This is a genomic window from Plantactinospora sp. DSM 117369 (genome assembly GCF_053764795.1).
The window spans coordinates 1,496,780-1,514,902 of record NZ_CM132446.1 but is presented as its reverse complement, the minus strand read 5'-3'; the positions used below and the strand labels follow the sequence as shown (position 1 = coordinate 1,514,902).

15 protein-coding genes are annotated in these 18,123 nt (G+C 72.4%); 8 read left to right on the top strand and 7 right to left on the bottom strand.

Features of this window, described 5'->3' with window-relative positions; all coding sequences use genetic code 11:
• Window positions 1-63: 63 nt before the first annotated feature.
• The 4 genes from aceB to ACSMXO_RS06890 all read left to right on the top strand — a co-directional run bounded on the left by aceB (window position 64) and on the right by ACSMXO_RS06890 (window position 6,104).
• Window positions 64-1,644: a malate synthase A gene (gene aceB, locus ACSMXO_RS06905; RefSeq protein WP_455417089.1), complete on the top strand. Its 1,581-nt coding sequence runs from the start codon at window positions 64-66 to the stop codon at window positions 1,642-1,644.
• Window positions 1,645-1,767: 123 nt separating this feature from the next.
• Window positions 1,768-3,234: an FAD-linked oxidase C-terminal domain-containing protein gene (locus ACSMXO_RS06900; protein ID WP_455417088.1), complete on the top strand. Its 1,467-nt coding sequence runs from the start codon at window positions 1,768-1,770 to the stop codon at window positions 3,232-3,234.
• Between the two features lie 3 nt (window positions 3,235-3,237).
• Entirely contained in the window at window positions 3,238-4,629 is a 1,392-nt protein-coding gene (locus tag ACSMXO_RS06895; protein ID WP_455417087.1) for an FAD-binding oxidoreductase, read from the top strand.
• Window positions 4,629-6,104 carry a (Fe-S)-binding protein gene (locus ACSMXO_RS06890; protein WP_455417086.1) on the top strand — a complete coding sequence of 492 codons (1,476 nt, stop codon included), beginning with the start codon at window positions 4,629-4,631 and terminating at the stop codon, window positions 6,102-6,104. The genes ACSMXO_RS06895 and ACSMXO_RS06890 overlap by 1 nt, the downstream gene beginning before the upstream one ends.
• A gap of 38 nt (window positions 6,105-6,142) precedes the next feature.
• Here the strand turns inward: ACSMXO_RS06890 and ACSMXO_RS06885 are convergent, their stop codons facing one another.
• Window positions 6,143-6,778 carry a pyridoxamine 5'-phosphate oxidase family protein gene (locus ACSMXO_RS06885; RefSeq protein ID WP_346259448.1) on the bottom strand — a complete coding sequence of 212 codons (636 nt, stop codon included), beginning with the start codon at window positions 6,776-6,778 and terminating at the stop codon, window positions 6,143-6,145.
• Between the two features lie 65 nt (window positions 6,779-6,843).
• Window positions 6,844-7,788: an LLM class F420-dependent oxidoreductase gene (locus ACSMXO_RS06880; protein ID WP_346259449.1), complete on the bottom strand. Its 945-nt coding sequence runs from the start codon at window positions 7,786-7,788 to the stop codon at window positions 6,844-6,846.
• A 292-nt stretch (window positions 7,789-8,080) separates the two neighbouring features.
• Here ACSMXO_RS06880 and ACSMXO_RS06875 point away from each other — a divergent pair, with 292 nt between their 5' ends.
• Both ACSMXO_RS06875 and ACSMXO_RS06870 read left to right on the top strand, forming a co-directional pair.
• Complete coding sequence (locus tag ACSMXO_RS06875) at window positions 8,081-9,097, top strand: ABC transporter substrate-binding protein (protein WP_455417085.1); 1,017 nt, start codon at window positions 8,081-8,083, stop codon at window positions 9,095-9,097.
• A gap of 1 nt (window position 9,098) precedes the next feature.
• Window positions 9,099-9,920, top strand: a complete 822-nt coding sequence (locus tag ACSMXO_RS06870) for an ABC transporter permease (RefSeq protein ID WP_346259451.1) — start codon at window positions 9,099-9,101, stop codon at window positions 9,918-9,920.
• A 77-nt stretch (window positions 9,921-9,997) separates the two neighbouring features.
• On the opposite strand, the gene ACSMXO_RS06865 is transcribed toward ACSMXO_RS06870, so the two are convergent.
• The 5 genes from ACSMXO_RS06865 to ACSMXO_RS06845 form a co-directional block, all read right to left on the bottom strand.
• Window positions 9,998-11,506: an Nramp family divalent metal transporter gene (locus ACSMXO_RS06865; protein WP_346259452.1), complete on the bottom strand. Its 1,509-nt coding sequence runs from the start codon at window positions 11,504-11,506 to the stop codon at window positions 9,998-10,000.
• Window positions 11,507-11,602: 96 nt separating this feature from the next.
• A complete protein-coding gene (locus tag ACSMXO_RS06860) occupies window positions 11,603-12,367 on the bottom strand; it encodes a hypothetical protein (protein ID WP_455417084.1) in 765 nt (254 codons plus the stop codon).
• A complete protein-coding gene (locus ACSMXO_RS06855; protein WP_455419187.1) occupies window positions 12,364-12,816 on the bottom strand; it encodes a sigma-70 family RNA polymerase sigma factor in 453 nt (150 codons plus the stop codon). Before ACSMXO_RS06855 ends, ACSMXO_RS06860 begins: the two co-directional genes overlap by 4 nt.
• 145 nt (window positions 12,817-12,961) lie before the next feature.
• Complete coding sequence (locus ACSMXO_RS06850) at window positions 12,962-13,702, bottom strand: hypothetical protein (protein ID WP_455417083.1); 741 nt, start codon at window positions 13,700-13,702, stop codon at window positions 12,962-12,964.
• Between the two features lie 236 nt (window positions 13,703-13,938).
• Window positions 13,939-14,271, bottom strand: a complete 333-nt coding sequence (locus ACSMXO_RS06845) for a nuclear transport factor 2 family protein (RefSeq protein ID WP_455417082.1) — start codon at window positions 14,269-14,271, stop codon at window positions 13,939-13,941.
• An 88-nt stretch (window positions 14,272-14,359) separates the two neighbouring features.
• Here ACSMXO_RS06845 and ACSMXO_RS06840 point away from each other — a divergent pair, with 88 nt between their 5' ends.
• Both ACSMXO_RS06840 and ACSMXO_RS06835 read left to right on the top strand, forming a co-directional pair.
• Window positions 14,360-14,875: a winged helix-turn-helix transcriptional regulator gene (locus ACSMXO_RS06840; RefSeq protein ID WP_455417081.1), complete on the top strand. Its 516-nt coding sequence runs from the start codon at window positions 14,360-14,362 to the stop codon at window positions 14,873-14,875.
• 416 nt (window positions 14,876-15,291) lie between these two features.
• Window positions 15,292-18,102: a hypothetical protein gene (locus ACSMXO_RS06835; RefSeq protein WP_455417080.1), complete on the top strand. Its 2,811-nt coding sequence runs from the start codon at window positions 15,292-15,294 to the stop codon at window positions 18,100-18,102.
• Window positions 18,103-18,123 lie beyond the last annotated feature (21 nt).

The following is an 18,123-nucleotide window of genomic DNA, read 5'->3' as shown; positions in this document are numbered from 1 at the left end:
CCGGGCCGGAACGCCCGGGGCGCCGTACCCTGATCACGGGGATCACCTACGAGGAGGTCGGCGATGAAGCTGCCGCAGGGCGTCCAGGTCACCGGACCGATGAACGACCGCTACCAGGAGATACTCACTGGCGAAGCGCTCGACTTCGTGGCCCGGCTGCACCGGTCGTTCGACGGCCGCCGCCGGGAACTGCTGGCGCTGCGCGACGACCGGGCGGCGGCGCTGGCCGCCGGCGGCACCCTCGACTTCCTGCCCGAGACGGCGGAGATCCGGGCCGGTGACTGGCGGGTCGCCGAGCCGGCACCCGGGCTGGTCGACCGGCGGGTCGAGATCACCGGGCCGACCGACGCCAAGATGACCATCAACGCACTCAACTCCGGCGCCAAGGTCTGGCTCGCCGACCACGAGGACGCCAACACCCCGCTCTGGCGCAACGTGGTCGAGGGGCAGCTCAACCTCCGGGACGCGATCGCCCGCAAGCTGGAACTGCGCACGCCGGAGGGGAAACATTACCGGCTGCGCGACGGCGAGCTGGCGACCATCGTGGTCCGGCCGCGCGGCTGGCACCTGCCGGAGAAGCACATCCTGGTCGACGGCGAGCCCACCTCCGGCAGCCTGGTCGACTTCGGCCTCTACTTCTTCCACTGCGCCCGGCCGCAGCTCGACGCCGGCTCCGGCCCGTACTTCTACCTGCCCAAACTGGAGAGCCACCTGGAGGCGCGGCTCTGGAACGACGTCTTCGGAGCCGCCCAGGAGTGGCTCGGCATCCCGCGCGGCACGATCCGGGCCACCGTGCTGATCGAGACCTTCCCGGCCGCCTTCGAGATGGACGAGATCCTCTACGAGCTGCGCGAGCACTCCGCCGGACTGAACGCCGGCCGCTGGGACTACATGTTCAGCGTGATCAAGAAGTTCCGTACCCGGGGTGCCGACTTCCTGCTGCCGGACCGGAACGCGGTGACGATGACCGCGCCGTTCATGCGGGCGTACACCGAACTGCTGGTCCGGACCTGTCACCGGCGCGGCGCGCACGCGATCGGCGGGATGGCCGCCTTCATCCCCAGCCGGCGGGACCCGCAGGTCAACGAGACCGCCCTGGCAAAGGTCCGGGACGACAAGACCCGGGAGGCGAACGACGGCTTCGACGGCTCCTGGGTGGCCCACCCCGACCTGGTGCCGGTCTGCCGCGAGGTCTTCGACCGGGTGCTCGGCGACCGGCCGCACCAACTCGACCGGACCCGCGACGAGGTACGGGTCAGCGCGGCGCAACTGCTCGACGTGGCGGCCACCCCCGGCGCCCCGACCGAGGCGGGGCTGCGAAACGACGTCAGCGTCGGCATCCAATATCTGGCGAGCTGGCTGGCCGGCTCCGGCGCGGTCGCAATCTTCAACCTGATGGAGGACGCGGCGACCGCCGAGATCTCCCGCTCCCAGGTCTGGCAGTGGCTGCACAACGACGTCACGCTGGACACCGGCGTCCGGGTGACCCGGGAGCTGGTCGAGCGGATCGCCGACGAGGAGATCGCCAAGCTCGGCGCCGACCCCGACCGGTACGCCGAGGCACGCGGGCTGTTCATGGAGGTCGCCGTGGCGGACGAGTTCGTCGACTTCCTCACCCTGCCCGCGTACGAGCGGATGCCCTGAGCCGGACACACCTTGACGACGATGGACGGAAGCGGCGTAGAAGTGCCCTGAGACCCGACGCGTGGCGGCCGAGGCGCGCAGGCGGCGCCGGCCACCGCGCCGCGCAGAGACCGGAGGTCGACGATGCCCCGACCCCAGATCGAGAGGTTGGCCGCCGAGCTGCGCGGCGTTCTCGGTGCCGAGCAGGTGATCGACGACCGGGCCCGGTTACGGACCTACGAGTGCGACGGGCTGGCCCAGTACCGGGTGGTGCCGGCGCTGGTGGTGCTGCCGCGGACCGCCGGAGAGTGCGCCCTGGTGGTCCGGGCCTGTGTGGCCGCCGGGGTGCCGTTCGTGGCCCGAGGCTCCGGCACCGGGCTCTCCGGCGGCGCCCTGCCGCACGCCGACGGGGTGCTGATCGTCACCTCCCGGCTGCGCACCATCCGGGAGGTGCTGCCGGCCGACGAACGGGCCGTGGTCGAGCCGGGCGTGATCAACCTGGCGGTCACCCGGGCCGCCACCCCGGACGGCTACTACTACGCCCCCGACCCGTCCAGCCAGCAGATCTGCTCGATCGGCGGGAACGTGGCGGAGAACTCCGGCGGGGCGCACTGCCTGAAATACGGCTTCACCACCAATCACGTACTCGGGTTGGAGGTGGTCACCCCGGACGGCGACCTGGTCCGGCTCGGCGGGGCGGCACCGGACAGCCCCGGCTACGACCTGGTCGGGGCCTTCGTCGGCTCGGAGGGCACCCTCGGGATCGCCACCGAGGTCACCGTCCGGCTGGTCCGGCTGCCGGAGTCGGTGCGTACCCTGCTCGCCGCCTTCGCCAGCACGGACGCGGCCGGGGCGGCGACCTCGGCGATCATTGCCGCCGGGGTGGTGCCGGCAGCGGTGGAGATGATGGACGCGCTCGCCATCGAGGCGGCCGAGGCGGCGGTGCACTGCGGCTATCCGGCCGGCGCGGGCGCGGTGCTGATCGTCGAACTGGACGGCCCGGCCGCCGAGGTCGAGGCGCAATTCGCCGAGGTGGAGCGGCTCTGCCGGGCCAACGCCGCGTTCGAGATCCGGATCGCCGCCGACGACGCCGAGCGGGCACTCTTCTGGAAGGGCCGCAAGTCGGCGTTCGCCGCCGTCGGCCGGATCAGCCCGGACTACATCGTGCAGGACGGGGTGATCCCGCGTACCGCCCTGCCGGAGGTGCTGCGCCGGATCGGCGAACTCGCCGCCGAGCGCGGTATCCGGGTGGCGAACGTCTTCCACGCCGGAGACGGCAACCTGCATCCGCTGGTCCTCTTCGACGACGCGGTGCCCGGGCAGGCCGAACGCGCCGAGGAACTCTCCGGCGCCATCCTCGACCTCTGCGTCGCGTACGGCGGGTCGATCACCGGGGAGCACGGCGTCGGGATGGACAAGGCGAAGTACCTGCCCCGGATGTACACCGACGACGACCTGGACACCATGCAGTTGCTGCGCTGCGCCTTCGACCCGCGCTCGCTGGCCAACCCCGGCAAGATCTTCCCCACTCCCCGGCTCTGCGGCGAGGTGCCCGGCCGGCGCAAGGGTCCCCATCCACTCCAGGAGGCCGGTCTCGCGGAGGTGTTCTGACCCATGCCCGGACCCGACACCACCACCGCGCACCTCGACACGCTCCGGGCCGCGATCGCCGCGGCCGGGGACGACGGGCCGGCGACATCCTCCGGCACCCGCCCGAACGGTGCCCGTCCGGCCGGCACCCACCCCGACCGCGCGACCCGCGACGGCACGGCCGGGGTCGACTTCCCACTGGTCCGGCCGGCCGGGCCGGCGGACGCGATCGGCGGCGTACCGGCCCGGATCGTCGCGGCGCCCGGCTCGACCGCGCAGGCGGCGGCGCTGCTGCGGGCCGCCGCCGGGCTCGGGCTCAGCGTGGTCTTCGCCGGCCGCGGCAGCAGGTCGGACTGGGGCAACCCGCCGCGCAGCCTCGACCTGGTGGTGGAGACCCGGCGGCTCACCGGAGTGGTCGAGCACGCCGCCGGCGACCTGATCGTGGTGGTCCGGGCCGGCACCCCGCTGGCCGAACTCCAGCACGCGCTCGCTCCGGCCGGGCAGCAGCTGGGGCTGGACGATCCGGTCGGCGGCGCCACCGTCGGCGGCGCGGTCGCGGTGAACGGCAGCGGGCCGCGCCGGATGCTCTACGGCACCCTCCGGGACCTGCTGATCGGGGTCACCCTGGTCCGCGCCGACGGGGTGGTGGCGCACGCCGGGGGCAAGGTGGTGAAGAACGTCGCCGGCTACGACCTCGGCAAGCTCGTCACCGGGGCGTACGGCACGCTCGGGCTGGTCACCGAGTGCGTGTTCCGGCTGCACCCGGTGCCGGCCGCCCGGTCGTACGTGCGCTGCCCGGTCACCGCCGCCGGGGCAGACGGGCTGGCGCGGGTCGGCCGACTGCTCCGTACCGTGCTCGGGGCCCAACTGGTGCCGGCCGCCCTGGAGGTCGAGGCGCCACCGGAGGGCGGTTACGACGTGGTGCTGCTGCTGGAGGGGACGCCTGCCGGAGTCGCCGGGAGGGCCGAGGCCGCCGCCCGGCTGCTCGGTGCCGAGGCGCTGCCCGGCACGGCGGCGCCACCCTGGTGGGGGCGGTACCCGTGGCAGCCCGGCGACACCGGGCTCAAGCTCACCGGGGTGCTCTCCGGGGTACCCGACCTGCTGGCCGCGGGCCGGGCGGCGGCCGACCGGCACGACGTGCCGATCGGGGTACGCGGCTCGGCCGGCACCGGGGTGCTCTACGCCGGCCTGCCGGCGGCGGCCCCGCCGGACCGGGTGTCCCGGGTCGTCGAGGAGCTGCGGGGTGCCGCCACCGAGGCCGGTGGGCACGCCGTGGTGCTGACCGCGCCGGACCGGGTCCGGGACCGGGTCGACCTGTGGGGGCCGGTGGAGGGGCTGGAGCTGATGCGCCGGGTCAAGCAGCGGTTCGATCCCGACGCGCGGCTGGCGCCCGGACGCTTCGTGGGAGGAATCTGATGACGTCACCCGACCCGCTCCCGCCCGGATCCGCCGCAGCCGGTGCCAGCCCGCCGGCGCCGGAGGCGCCGTCCCCGGGCGGTACCCGGCCGGCCAGCGCGCCCCGGGACGTGCTCGGGCTGCTCGGGCCGGCGCCCGGCGGGCCCGCCTTCGACGGGCACCGGCCGCCGCCGGCCGACCTCGTCGCCGACTGCGTGCACTGTGGATTCTGCCTCCCCACCTGCCCGACGTACGTGCTGTGGGGCGAGGAGATGGACTCGCCCCGGGGCCGGATCCACCTGATGCGGCAGGGCCTGGAGGGCGAACCGCTCAGCGACTCGATGGTGGGGCACTTCGACGCCTGCCTGGGCTGCATGGCCTGCGTCACCGCGTGCCCCTCGGGGGTCCGCTACGACACGCTGATCGAGAACACCCGGCAGCAGGTGGAGCGCCGGCACCACCGACCCGCCCGGGAGCGGGCGCTCCGGGCCGCCATCTTCGCGCTCTTCCCGTACCCGAAGCGGCTGCGGCTGCTGCGCGGACCGCTGCGGGCGTACCAGGCCAGCGGGCTGCGTCGCCTGGTGGCCAGGAGCGGGCTGCTGCCCCGGCTGGCGCCGACGTTGGCCACCCTGGAGTCACTGGCGCCCCGGCTCACCCGGGCGCCGAAGCCACCCGACCGGGTACCGGCGTACGGGCCGCGCCGGGCGGTGGTGGGGATGCTCACCGGGTGCGTGCAGAGCGCCTTCTTCCCCGGGGTGAACGCGGCGACGGCCCGGGTGCTGGCCGCCGAGGGCTGCGAGGTGGTGATCAATCCGGGCCGGCAGGGCTGCTGCGGCGCGCTGAGTGTGCACAACGGACGCGAGGCGGAGGCGCAGGCGTTCGCCCGGAACCTGATCGACGCCTTCACCGACACCGGCATCGACTACTTCGTGGTCAACGCGGCCGGCTGCGGCTCGTCGCTGAAGGGATACGGCCAACTGCTCGCCGACGACCCGGCCTACGCCGAGCGGGCCGCCGGGTTCGCCGCCCGGGTACGCGACCTCGCAGAACTCCTCGTCGAACTCGGTCCGGTCGCCCAACGGCACCCGCTGCCGGTCAGCGTCGCCTATCACGACGCCTGCCATCTCGGGCACGCCCAAGGTGTGCGCAGTCAGCCCCGGGAGCTGCTGCGGGCCATTCCCGAGCTGGAGTTGCGGGAGATCGCCGACCCGGAGCTGTGCTGCGGCTCGGCCGGGGTGTGGAACATCCTCAACCCGGAGCCGGCGGCCCGGCTCGGCGAGCGCAAGGCCCGGGACGTGCTCGCCACCGGCGCCCGACTCCTGGTGACCGCCAATCCGGGCTGCCTGATGCAGATCACCGCCGCCATCCCCCGGCTCGTCGGTACGGCCTCGGCGGAGCCCGCCGGAGCCGGCGGTATCGCCGTGGCGCACACCGCGCAGGTACTCGACGCCTCCATCCGGCGGCTGCCGGTCGAGCGGCTGCTCTCCACCCGCTGACGGCGGTTCCCCGGCCGATCGGCCGACCGCACGTGGGATCAGCCCTGGTAGAGCCGGCGAGCGTACTCGGCGCCGTAGTAGCGCTCCAGTTCCTCCAGCGATTCCTCGGTCTGCTGGACCCGCTTGACGATCTGCGGCTGCGGCGGCAGCGCCTCCGGATGCCAGGTCTCCGGCCGCCACAGCGACGACCGCATGAACGCCTTGGCACAGTGGAAGAAGATCTGTTCGATCTCGACGACCAACGCCAGGATCGGGCGGTGCCCCTTGACGATCATCTCGTCGAAGAACGGCGCCTCCCGGACCAGCCGGGCCCGACCGTTGATCCGCAGCGTCTCGCCCCGGCCGGGAATCAGATAGATCAGCCCGACGTGCGGGTTCGCCAGGATGTTGCGGTAACCGTCCGCGCGCCGGTTGCCCGGCCGTTCCGGAATGGCGATCGTGGTGTCGTCGAGCACCAGGGTGAAGCCGGCCGGGTCGCCCTTGGGCGAGACGTCGCAGTTGCCGGCCGGGTCGGCCGTGGCCACCAGGCAGAACGGCGAGGCGGCCAGCCACTCGCGGTCGATCTCGTGCAGTCGTACCCGCTCCTTGGTCACCGCCCGTGGCATCGGCTCGCCGAGCAGCTCCCGCAGCTCGGCCTCGGATGTGACCTCCACCAGCTCCGCCGGCACCGTCATGCCCACCTCCCGCGTCGGTGGCCCCACCCAGCCGACGACTTCCTGCCGACGTCGTGAGCCGGGCCTTATTTTACGAGCTTCGGCAGCACCTCGGCGGCGATGAGTTCCAGGTGGTCGAGGTCGTTGAGGTCGGTCAGGCGCAGGTGCACCCGGGTGGTGCCGACCTCGGCGAACTCGCCGATTCGCTCGACGAGCCGGGCCGGCGAACCGGCCACCGGGTCCTCCGGTGGCAGGGCGCTCTTCTCGTGCAGCGGTGCGAGGCGCCGCCGTACCTCGGCATCGGTCCGTCCGATCGCCACCACGATTCCGGCGGACAGGACCAGCGGATCACGGCCGGTTGCCCGGCGGTCGAGCCGGTCGCACGCCTCGCGGACCCGCGCGTACGCCTCGGCGGTCTCCTTGACCGTCCGGAATGGCATGTTGAACTCGTCCGCGTACCGGGCGGCCAGCTCCGGCGTCCGTTTCGGGCCCCGGCCACCGACGATGATCGGCGGCCCTGGCAGCTGGACCGGTTTGGGCAGGCCGAGGGCGTCCTGTAGCTGGTAGTGGTCGCCGGCGTAGCTGAACCGGGAACCGGTCGGAGTGCTCCACAGCCCGGTAACGATGGCGAGCTGCTCCGCGAGCCGGTCGAACCGCTCGCCCACGGCCGGGAACGGGATCCCGAGCGCGCGGTGTTCCCGCTCGTACCAGCCGGCGCCGATGCCCAGGTCGACCCGGCCGCCGCTCATCTGATCGACCTGGGCGACCAGCACGGCGAGCGGGCCGGGTAGTCGGAACGTGGCCGAGGTGACGAGCGTGCCGAGCCGGATCCGCGAGGTCTCCCGGGCCAGACCGGCGAGGGTAAGCCAGGCGTCGGTAGGGCCGGGTAGCCCGGGGTCGTCGCCCATCGCCTGGTAGTGATCCGCCCGCAGCCAGCCGTCGAACCCGGAGTCCTCGGCCAATCGAGCCATCCGGAGCTGGTCGTCGTAGCTGGCGCCGCGGTGCGGCTCGGTGAAGATCGCGACGCGCATGTCATGCCCCTCCCGCCCCGGCGGCGCCGGCGCCTCCCGTGCCATCGGCGGGCAGCAGTCCGGTAGTGGTTCACGCCATTGCCACCCGGCGGGCAAAGATTAGCCCCGTTCGCTGGTCCAGTGTGGCACCGCCCGGGTGTGGACCGGACCTCGCAGGCAGAGTGGCTTTCTCCTACGCTGTACGCGGGCTCTCCCGCCTTCCCCGCCCGGCCCTGCCTCCGCCAAGCTCCCGTACTCAACCGAACCCCCACTCCGGACGGTCGGGCACCGCCGGATCGAAAGGAAGGTTCTCGTGAGACTCGCGCGTACGACCGCAGCCGCGGCTCTGGCCACGACATTGCTGCTCACCGCCGCCTGCTCGGACTCGTCCGGGGACGACAGCGACGGCGGCGACTCAGGCTCCGTGCAGAGCGTGGCGTACCTGACCAGTTTCGGGAACTTCGGGCGTGACGCGTACGCCTGGGTCGCCCTTGAAAAGGGGTACTTCCGGGAGGCTGGGTTCGAGGTGGACATCAAGCCCGGCAACGCCACCGCCGAAAACCTCAAGATGATCGCCGCGGGGCGGGCCGCGTTCAGTCCGGTCGACCTCACCGGTTTCCTCCTCGCCGCCGGGCAGGGACAGGCCAAGGACGTCGTCGCGGTTGCCGCCATCCAGCAGAAGACCATGGCCGCGATCATGAGTCTGGAGGGCAACGGAATCGCCGTCCCGAAGGACCTGGAAGGCAAGACCCTGGCCGACAGCCCCAGTTCGGTTGTCCGGAACCTCTTCCCGACGTACGCCAAGCTCGCAAAGATCGACGAGAGCAAGGTCAAGTGGGTCAACGGCACCCCGCAGACCCTGATCGGCACGCTGGCCGGCGGGGGCGTCCAGGGCATCGGGCAGTTCGTGGTCGGCAAGCCCACCATCGAGGCCGCCGCGAAGGGCAGGAAGGCAGTCGTCCTGCCGTACAGCGACGTCATGCGAGACCTCTACGGCAACGTGCTGGTCACCTCCAAGAAGATCGCGACGGAGAATCCGGACATGGTCAAGCGGTTCACCGCTGCCCTGCTCAAGGGGCTGGAATACAGCATCGCGAACCCCGAGGAGTCCGGGGAGATTCTCCACAAGCACGTGCCGGCCGCGGCTGCCGCGCCGGCCGCCGCCGAGTTGGAGCTGATGGCCACGTACGTGGCCTCGGAGACCGGAATTGGTGGGATCGACCTGGGCCGGGTGGCCGGCAGCATCGCCCTGTTGGAGACCGCCGGGTCGATCCCCCCGGGTGTGACGCCGGAGCAGATCGTCGACGCCAGCCTGACGCCGAAGCCCTGAAATGGTCGAGGTTCGATCCGAGACGCGCGCGACCCGGGACCGGTGGAGCGCCGCCCGGGTGGCGTACGCCGGGGTATGGCCCCTCCTCGGGTTGCTGCTCGCGATCGCCACCTGGTGGCTCGTCACCACCGCGTACCCGCTCGTCCACCCGGCGGTCCTGCCGCCGCCGGCCGATGTTCTGGCCGCGTTCCGTCGCAAGCCGGGAGAGCTACTCGACGGCACCTGGACCACCACTGCGGAAACCGTGATCGGTTTCCTGCTCGCCACCGCCGCGGGAGTCCTGATCGGCATCTCCCTGGCCGCCTCACGCACGACCGAGCGGATGTTTTCGCCGCTGCTCGTGGCCGTCAACGCGGTCCCGAAGATCACTATTGCGCCGCTGCTGGTCATTGCCCTGGACTTCGGTCAGAAGCCGATCCTGACGATGGTCGTCCTGCTCGCGTTCTTCCCCATCGTCCTGGCCACGACGACCGGACTCACCACCACCCCCGCGGACCTAGCCGAGCTGGCCAGGTCCCTGGACGCCTCGCGCTGGCAGGCATTCTCCAAGGTTCGGTTCCCGGCCGCGCTGCCACAGATGTTCATCGGGCTGAAGGTCGCCATGCCGCTGGCGGCCATCGGCGCCGTCCTCGGTGAGTTCTACGCCGCGGACGGCGCGGGGCTGGGCTTCCAGATCCTTCAGTACAGCGGGGTCGCCGACAGCGCGACCGCCTGGGCCGCGATCATCCTGGTCGGAGCCATGAGCATCGTGCTCTACTACGCCCTGGTCGCGATCGAGTGGTTGGCCCTGCCGTGGGTACGGGAGACGACCTCGGCCCGTTGAGCGCCCGTCACCGGCCCACTGCGCGGAAAGGCCCCCTCTTATCGCACTCTGCCGGAGAGGGGACCTCTCCTGACACCTCAGAAAGTGATCAGCGGGTCACCGATGAAGTCGGCGATGAAGTTGACGAAGAAGAAGCCGAAGAACAGCACATTGAGCACCAGCAGTACGTAGTGCCAGGGACGCGGTCGCGCCGGCCGGGGCAGCCGGCTGTTCAGGTAGATCAGCAGGAACGGATAGAGCAGCGCGCCCAGGTTCGACATGTTGGCCGACCACTGCACCAGGTTGACCGGCACCGCCAGGTGCAGCACCACTGAAATGATCACGAGCAGCAGCAGCATGAACGGGTAGTAGAACTTGCGCGGGTCGCCCTCCAGCAGCCGGCGCAGCCGGGGACTGGTCGCGTGCGCGGCGTCGGTGCTGACCCGCACCATCCCTTCGAAGATCCCGAGCTGGGTGCTGAACAGCACCAGTACGCCGATCAGCAGCATGCCGTAGAACATCAGCGGCCCGTAGTCCGGTTCGAGGGCGGTGGCCACGAAGGTCGGTACGTTCGACGCGGTCGGCGCCTCGCCGGAGAGCTGCACCGCCTGCGCCATCAGGATGGTGGGCAGCAGCATGCCGAGCATCGCACCGACGAAGAAGATCCCCCACATGTCGATGAGCAGCAGCCGGTACCAGCGCCGCCACCGGGCCGCGTTCGCCGGGTTGTCCGGGAAGGTGACCCCGGTGGCCAGCAGTTCCCGCCGCTCGCCGCGCAGCCCGGAGATGTACCCGGTCCGGAAGCCCATCCCGTAGCCCTTGTCCCGGTAGTGGCCCATCACGTACCAGTTGAGGCCGGAGACGAGGGCGGTGAACCCGGCCAGCCCGCCGAGCTGGGTGGCGGTGATCCCCTCCGGCGGCGCGGCCGGGGTGACGAAGCCCCGGATCCCCTCCCACCAGATGTCCCAGGGCACCACCAGCAACGCCACCAGCAGCAGGGCGAGCAGGATGGTGCTGACCATCACCCAGTTGGCGAGTTCGAGGGCCCGGCTGATCCGCTTCGCCCCGGCGGCGATCAGGAAGACCAGCACCAGCAGGGCGATCGCCCAGAGCCGTGGCTCCTCCGCCCCGGACGGCGGCGCCTCACCGTGCACCAACGCGTACATGCCCTGGCCGGCCGAGGCCGCCCATCCCCCGGCGATGAACGCGAAGATCACCAGGAACACCGAGAGCGGTACCCAGAGCAGGTAGCCGGGCGGCACCCGTCCCCAGCCGACCACCGGAGCCTCGCCGGTGGCCATCACGTACCGGGAGCACTCGATGTTGTAAAAGGTCTGCAGCACCGCCGAGATCAGAATGACCCAGCCGACTCCGACGAAGCCGAACTGGCCGACCGCCTGCGGGCCGAGCAGCCACTCGCCGCTGCCGATCGAGATGCCCAGCGCGATCAGGCTCGGGCCGAGGGCGTACTTGACCAGCTCTCGGGGGCCGAGCCTGCGGACCTTGAAGACCTCCTCGGGCTCGGGAAGGTCGGCCACGGCGAGCGGGGGACGGCTGGCGCCGAGTGGATAGGAGTGGACATCCGGGACCTGTGTCGCTTCCGCCATGAGATGCCTCCTTGGAAGATCCCCCCGGGCATCAATCGTCATCCATTGGAAACCGGTAAGCAATAATCGATCTCTGTCAGCACGCTCCCAGATCGGTCAATCCTGGACCAGATAGTCGACCCGGTTGTTCGACTGGTCGGGGTCCTGCCCGGTGCCGCGTACCGTCACCGTCGCGGGGGTCCGGGCCACCGGGCCGGGTGGTGCGACGAAGTCGAACCGGAACCGTACGGTCGCCCCGGCGGCCAGCGGGCCGGCCGTACACCGGAAGGTGCCGGCGGACCCGGACAGCCGGCACCCGCCGCCCGGCTCCCCAAGCTCCACAGTGGCCGGCGTGGTGATCACCACCGAGACTGTGGCGACGCGCGCCGGGCCGGCGTTCTCGACCATGACGAACAGGCTTCCCGCCCGCGACTCGCCGCTCGGCGGATCGAACATCAGGTAGCTGCTGCTGGCCGAGACGTCCGCCGTGTCCGGCGACGAACTCGTCGAGGTGCTGCCCCGCGGCCCCGCACCGGACGGCCCGCCGGTGGCCGTCGCCGAGGGCCGCTTCGTGGGCACGGTCGAGCTGGCCGGGCCGGTCGGACTCGGCGCGGCGGGCGCGGTGGTCGCCGGAGCAGTCGGTGGTACGACGGCGGCCGACTGGCTGGGCGACGGCCGCTGGACCAGGGCGGTACCGGAGATCGCGGCGACGACCACCAGCACGCCGGCCGCACCGGCCAGCGCCGACTGCCGGACCATCCGGCGGCGCCGGACCCGAGCCCGTACGTCGGCGACCCCGGGTGCCGTCAGGTACGCCCGGCCGACCCGGTCGAACTCGGCGAAGGCGGCGTCGACCGCCCGCTCGTCGTCGAAGCCCGTCATCGCTGCTCCCCCTCCCGCTCGGTCAGCCGGGCGGCGAGAACCGCCCGCCCCCGGTGCAGCCACGACTTGACCGTGCCCGCCGAAACACCTTCCTGGATCGCGATCTCCGCGACGGAGAGGTCGCCGAGGTGGTACTTGACCAGGGCACGGCGCTGGGTGGCGGGCAGTTCGGCGAGCGCCGCCACCAGCATCACCCGGTCCGGGCTCGGTTCCGGCACGTGGCTCTCGCGTTGCCGCCGCGCCCACCGCAGGAAGGTGCGGGACCGCCGGAACCGGTTGGTGGCGCGGTTCCAGGCGACCCGGCGTACCCAGGCGGTCGGGTCGTCGTACCGGGAGATCCGGTCCCACCGCTCGAACAGCGCGCAGAAGGCGTCCTGGACCACGTCCTGCGCCTGGGCCAGATCCCCCGTGTACGCCCAGAGCTGCACGGTCAGCGGCTGGAACGTCAGCGCGTAGAACTCCTGAAAGGAGGCGACCTCCGGCCCGGCCCCACCGCCGCTCCCGGCGACGGCCCCGCCGCCCGGCACGCTCGGCGGGGCAGCACGGCAGGAACCCTCGGGCGGATCAACACGGGAGGTCACCAGAGCGATAGTGTCAGGCACGGTAAACCAGGAAGATGCGGCGATTGTCGTCCGGCCCGAGATCCCGGTACATCTCGCCACGCTTTCCGCCGGACCAGACGTCGACCAGCCACCGGGAGGTCCGGCTGTCCGCGCCGTCCTTCGCGGCCGGCGACTTCATGCCCAACCGGTACACCCGGGACTCGCCCGGCGCCAGGTAGCCCTTCTCGCACTTCGAGCCGGCCGGGAAGCCGACCCGCGTCCACCGCAGCGGGGTGCAGCCGGACCAGTCGCCGCCGTCCGCCGTCATGCTCGCCGGCACCTCGACGATGAAGGTCAGCCCCCACACCGGCTGCGGTCCGGTGTTCCGGACGGTCACCGTCAGGTCGCCGTGCCGGACGCCGCCGACCGGCGCCTTGAGCCGCAGGCCCGGAGTCTGTGCCGACAGGTCGGTGATGTCCTCGGCCGGGTCGTACGACGCCGGTGGCTTCGGTGTACCGGTCGGCCGTGCCGGAGCCGACCGGCGCGGGGTGCCCACCCCGGTCCCGCTCTTCCTGGGTGGCCCGGTCGGCGCGGCCGTCGCGGGGCTACCCGTGCCGGCCTCCCCGACCGGCGTCGCCGGTACGCCGGTCGGCCCGGCGGTCACCGTCGATGCGCCGCTCGGCGCGGCACCGGAGCCGCAGCCGGCCAGCGCCACGGTCAGCGCGGCGGCCAGCAGTACCGCCGGCATCGCCACCGGGTGGCGTGGGCTGGTTCCGAACCCGATCTTTCGCATCGGTCCCCCTCGAAGCTCGTGTCCGGGCTCCCTCGTCGGCCCGGTCGAGGCATACACATCCGTCCCCGGGACGCGGTTGCAGCCGATCGGGGCGGAGATGGTGCCGTGTCGGAGACCCGACCGAACCGTTGACCACACCGGAGCACAGCTGAGGCCACAGTGGACACCCTGGCCGAGGGGGGCGGGAGAGGGCGAGCAGCGCTGGTCGTCGACAAAGATGCGGGGCCGGGCCCCGGTCAGGGGGCGATGCGGAGTCGCCGGATCGCCGCGTCGTCGTACTCCTCGAACCGGAAGCGGAGCCCGGCGAACGGGCTGCCGGGGAAGTCTCCGGTGATGGTGGCAGTCACCACCGTCCCGGCCGGGGTCTGCTCGACGTCGGTGATTTCGTAGCTGACCAGTGGCACCTCGCCCCGCCACCGTCGGATCTCGGCGAGGCCGCGGTACGTCTTCCCCTCGTCCTCGACCACGGCGTCGTCCGCGAACAACCCGAAGTATGCCTCGGTGTCCGGCTGCGAGGCGTACGCGAAGTACCGGCGGATGATCTCGGGGGCGGCGTTGGCGCTGGTCACGATCGACCTCCTGAGTTACTTTCAAGGTAGAAGCTATTAACTTCTAAACTAGCATCAACTCGACGGCGGCTCGACGGGAGGCAGACAGGTGGCAGGCAAGATCAGACTTGAGGACCGCGAGTGCCCGCTCTCCACCGCACTCGGGCATGTCGGCGAGTGGTGGACGCTGCTGATCCTGCACGACGCCTTCGACGGCTACACCCGGTTCGACCAGTTCCAGGCGAACCTGAAGATCTCGTCCAGCATCCTGACCAGCCGGCTGAAGACCCTCACCGACAACGGCCTGCTGACGCGCCGCCGCTACCAGACCCGGCCGGACCGCTACGAGTACGTCCTCACCGACCTCGGCCGCAGCCTCCGGCCGGTGGTGATCGCGCTGGCCGCCTGGGGCAACTCCCGGCTCCGTCCCGAGGAACGCAGCATGATCCTGGTGGACCGGGCCACCGGCGTAGAGGCCGACCCGGTGGTGGTGGACCGGGCCACCGGCCGCCGGCTGGACGGCGACGACTTCGTCTTCGCCGCCGGCCCCGCCGCCAGCCCCGCCATGCGATCCCGGTACGCCGACACGACCGCACGCCGCCCCGCCCCGCGCCCCCGAGGCTGAGGACACCGGTCCGGGCGGAATCGGGGGTAGCACAGCCGGGGCAGCTCGACAGTCTCCGCCGGAAGGGGTCACCCCGCCGCGCGGGCGGCCGTCAGCTCCGGGTACGCCGCCGGTAGGCCGGCCTTTCCCCGGCGGAGGGAAGCGGCCCCGGTGCGGAACCACTGGTACGGGCGGGACGCGACCACCCCAACGAGACGCCCGAGAACGGGCATTCCGGACCACGGCCGTTACCACGATCCCTAGCCTGGAGGTGCGGGTTTTGTCACGAAAGGGGACCGAGCCGAGACTCATCGGTGGCCGAGATGCCTCATCGAGCAAGAAGAACGTCGCACGGTATCCAACGGTCCGAGCAGTGGGAGCAGCCAACGCCCCGGCGGATCGGCAGAGAATCCCGGGCCGCGCCCGCCGTACTGCCGATGCCCCGGACCGGACGGGCGCTCGCCTGGCAACTCCTCGGCACCCTGGCCCTGCTCGCCGCGCTGGTCTGGATCGGCCGCGCGCACCTGCGGGCCGGCCGCCCGGACACCTGGCTGGTTAGCCCGGTGGACGGCCTCGCCATCGCCCTCGGCGGCGACGGGCCGCACCCGATGCGGCAGCGACTCGGGCTACTCCTGCTGGCCCTGATCTGCTTCGCCGCCTGGCGGCACCGGCGCCGGGTCCGGCTCGCCTACCGGCCCGGGCCGGTGGACGTGCACGAGTTCACCGACGCCACCCCGGACCGCAGCGCCCCGGTCGACGACCTGAAGAGCCAGTTCTGCCAGCGGCTCTCCGAGACGCACATCTATCCGCCGTACGCCGGCCCCGCCGACCCGCCACCCGAGACCTTCCTCGACGTGGCCAGCGGGGTGGACCCGCGCAGCGGGCACCCGCTGGCCATCCTGCTCCAGATGCTGCCCCGGCTCTGGCCGAAGATCGGCTACCGGGTGACCGGGGTGTTGCAGGTCCGGGCCCAGGAACCCTGCTACGGCGTCTCCGCCACCGTCACCTCGTTCCTCGGCGGCGGCCGCAGCGCGATGACCACCCAGTGGGGCGGCACCTGGGAGGAGGCGACCCGGCGGACGGCGTACTGGGTGCTGGCCACGATCCTGCCGGTGACCCGGCTGGCCCGGGCCGCGCCGTGGCGCAACTGGTGCGGCCGGGAACTGCCGGCGGCACTCTTCGCCGCGTACAACAAGGGCAAGGAGTTGCAGGACCGGCGGCAGTTCGACGAGGCGCTGCGCTACTACGGCGTGGCGCTGGGGCTCGACCCGTTCAACGCCGACCTGCGGGTGATGGTGGCCAGCGTGCAGGAGGAGATGGGGCTCTTCCTGGACGCGCTGGACACGTACCAGTCGGCGCTGGTGCTGCGCGAGCAGGGCGGCTGGTACGACGACCACGTCTGGACCACCCGCGCCGACCGGCTCCGCCACCTGCCCCGGCACCTGCTCGGTACGCTGCGCTACCTGCGCCGCCGGCCCGACTCGATCAAGCTCCGCTACCAGTACGCCTGCACCCTCGCGTACACCGAACGGACCGTGCACCAGTGGTTCAAGCAGGACGGTGTCGGCGACCGGGAGAAGGTACGCCGCCAGATGCGGCAACGGCTGGAGAAGGCGTTCGTCGACCGGTACTGGCCGGTGGTGGTGACCTTCGCCGACGCGCCCGGTGAGCCGGCCGCCAAGGCGTGGCTGCGCCGGGTGCTGCGGGAGTTCCCGGAGGCGACCCGGGTGGTGTTCCAGATCGCCGCCGCCCAGGAGCTGTACCGGCTGCGCGAGGACACCGTGCTCGCCTGGTTCGTCCGGGCCACCCGGTCCGAGGTGACCCACTCGGCGCTGCTGCTGCTCCGGGACGTCTGGGCACCGCTGCGGCTGGCGAAGGCGTGGCACGACTGGGCCGCCGCCGGCTGGCAGCCGGCGCGCCGTCCTGCCGCGACCGGGCTGGCCGGGCGGTCCGGTGACGGTGACGGCCGAGGGCGGGGCGGTGACGGCGGGGAGCCGGCCGCGCCGGTCGGCCCGTTCGACGACGGGGGCTGCCTCGCCGGCTGGTGGCGGCGCGGCCCGCGCACCCGGGCCCGGACGCTGAGCCGGGAGTGGCCGTGCGGGGGCGTACTGCTGGACCGGGCGATCCGGCGGGCGCAACGCCGGCGGTGGCCGAGACACTCGCTCCGGTCGTTCGACTTCTACAATGCGGCCTGCACCTACGCCTTCGCGCTCAAGGGGTACTTCCCGGAGCTGGAGCGGACCGCTCCGGCGTACCTGTCGGCGGCCGGCCGGGCGCTGTGGCGGGGCCGCCGGCTGATCGCCGACGCGCTGCCGCTGGCGTACGCGCCCCGCTGGCACCGCCGGCCGGCCGCGCCGCCGGCCGCCCCGACCGGTCCGGTGGCGCCGGAGCCGACCCCGCACCCGTTGCCGCGGCCGGTCGCGCCGCTCGTGGCGAAGGCCGTGGAGCAGTTGCGGGCCGCGCTGGCCTGTACCGAGAGCGGGGTCGCCGCCGACCGGCTACGGCGGTGGATCCTGAGCAGCGAACCCGATCTGGCGCCGCTGCGCCGGTTGCAGGACTTCGGGTACTTCGAGGAGGAGGTGTACCCGAGCCTCAAGGTGGTGCTGCCGCGCCCGGACAAGGTGATCAACTCTCGGATGTCGGCGTACGCCAAGGAGCTGCTCTGCCAGGGTGCCGTACTCCTCGAACAGACCTGGCACGACCGGGCCCTGCCGCCGCAGACCGCCGACCCGCACCAGCTCATCCGCTGGCTCGACCTGGACGCGGAGACCTGGGACACGCTCTGCCGGATCGCCCTGGACCACGCCCGGTACTGGCGGGACCGGGCCGAGTTCATCCGGCTGCTGCGCGAGGCGGTCGACCCGATCCGGATCGCCGAGGCCCGGTTCCCGCCGGCCATCCCGCGCTACGACGACCTCTGCCTGGCCGGCGCCGACCGGCTGGTCGGGGACGGCAGCCGGGCCGAGGAGAACATCGAGCGGCTGGCCCGGCACAACATCGCGCTGGTGGACCGCCGGCTCAACGCCATCTACCAGACCGTCGCCGAGCACGCCGGGGACGGCAGTCTGCGCGCCCGACGCCGGCTGGCCGAGCTGGACTACCGGGGCGAGCCCCTGCGCGGCGACGAGGCGCAGGGCATCTGCACCCGGCAGGCCGGGCGGTGGCACCAGGTTGCCGAGCGGATGCGCGAGACCGGCCCGGTGGTCGACACCAGCGGCCTGGACGTGCTGCGACTCCAGGAGCGCTGACCGAACCGCCGGCCCGCCATG

What these genes read in the sequence shown, in the direction of transcription:
- aceB (WP_455417089.1), top strand. Translation starts at nt 64, where the DNA reads ATGAAGCTGCCGCAGGGCGTCCAGGTCACCGGACCGATGAACGACCGC.
- ACSMXO_RS06900 (WP_455417088.1), top strand. Translation starts at nt 1,768, where the DNA reads ATGCCCCGACCCCAGATCGAGAGGTTGGCCGCCGAGCTGCGCGGCGTT.
- ACSMXO_RS06895 (WP_455417087.1), top strand. Translation starts at nt 3,238, where the DNA reads ATGCCCGGACCCGACACCACCACCGCGCACCTCGACACGCTCCGGGCC.
- ACSMXO_RS06890 (WP_455417086.1), top strand. Translation starts at nt 4,629, where the DNA reads ATGACGTCACCCGACCCGCTCCCGCCCGGATCCGCCGCAGCCGGTGCC.
- ACSMXO_RS06885 (WP_346259448.1), bottom strand. Translation starts at nt 6,778, where the DNA reads ATGACGGTGCCGGCGGAGCTGGTGGAGGTCACATCCGAGGCCGAGCTG.
- ACSMXO_RS06880 (WP_346259449.1), bottom strand. Translation starts at nt 7,788, where the DNA reads ATGCGCGTCGCGATCTTCACCGAGCCGCACCGCGGCGCCAGCTACGAC.
- ACSMXO_RS06870 (WP_346259451.1), top strand. Translation starts at nt 9,099, where the DNA reads ATGGTCGAGGTTCGATCCGAGACGCGCGCGACCCGGGACCGGTGGAGC.
- ACSMXO_RS06865 (WP_346259452.1), bottom strand. Translation starts at nt 11,506, where the DNA reads ATGGCGGAAGCGACACAGGTCCCGGATGTCCACTCCTATCCACTCGGC.
- ACSMXO_RS06860 (WP_455417084.1), bottom strand. Translation starts at nt 12,367, where the DNA reads ATGACGGGCTTCGACGACGAGCGGGCGGTCGACGCCGCCTTCGCCGAG.
- ACSMXO_RS06850 (WP_455417083.1), bottom strand. Translation starts at nt 13,702, where the DNA reads ATGCGAAAGATCGGGTTCGGAACCAGCCCACGCCACCCGGTGGCGATG.
- ACSMXO_RS06835 (WP_455417080.1), top strand. Translation starts at nt 15,292, where the DNA reads ATGCCCCGGACCGGACGGGCGCTCGCCTGGCAACTCCTCGGCACCCTG.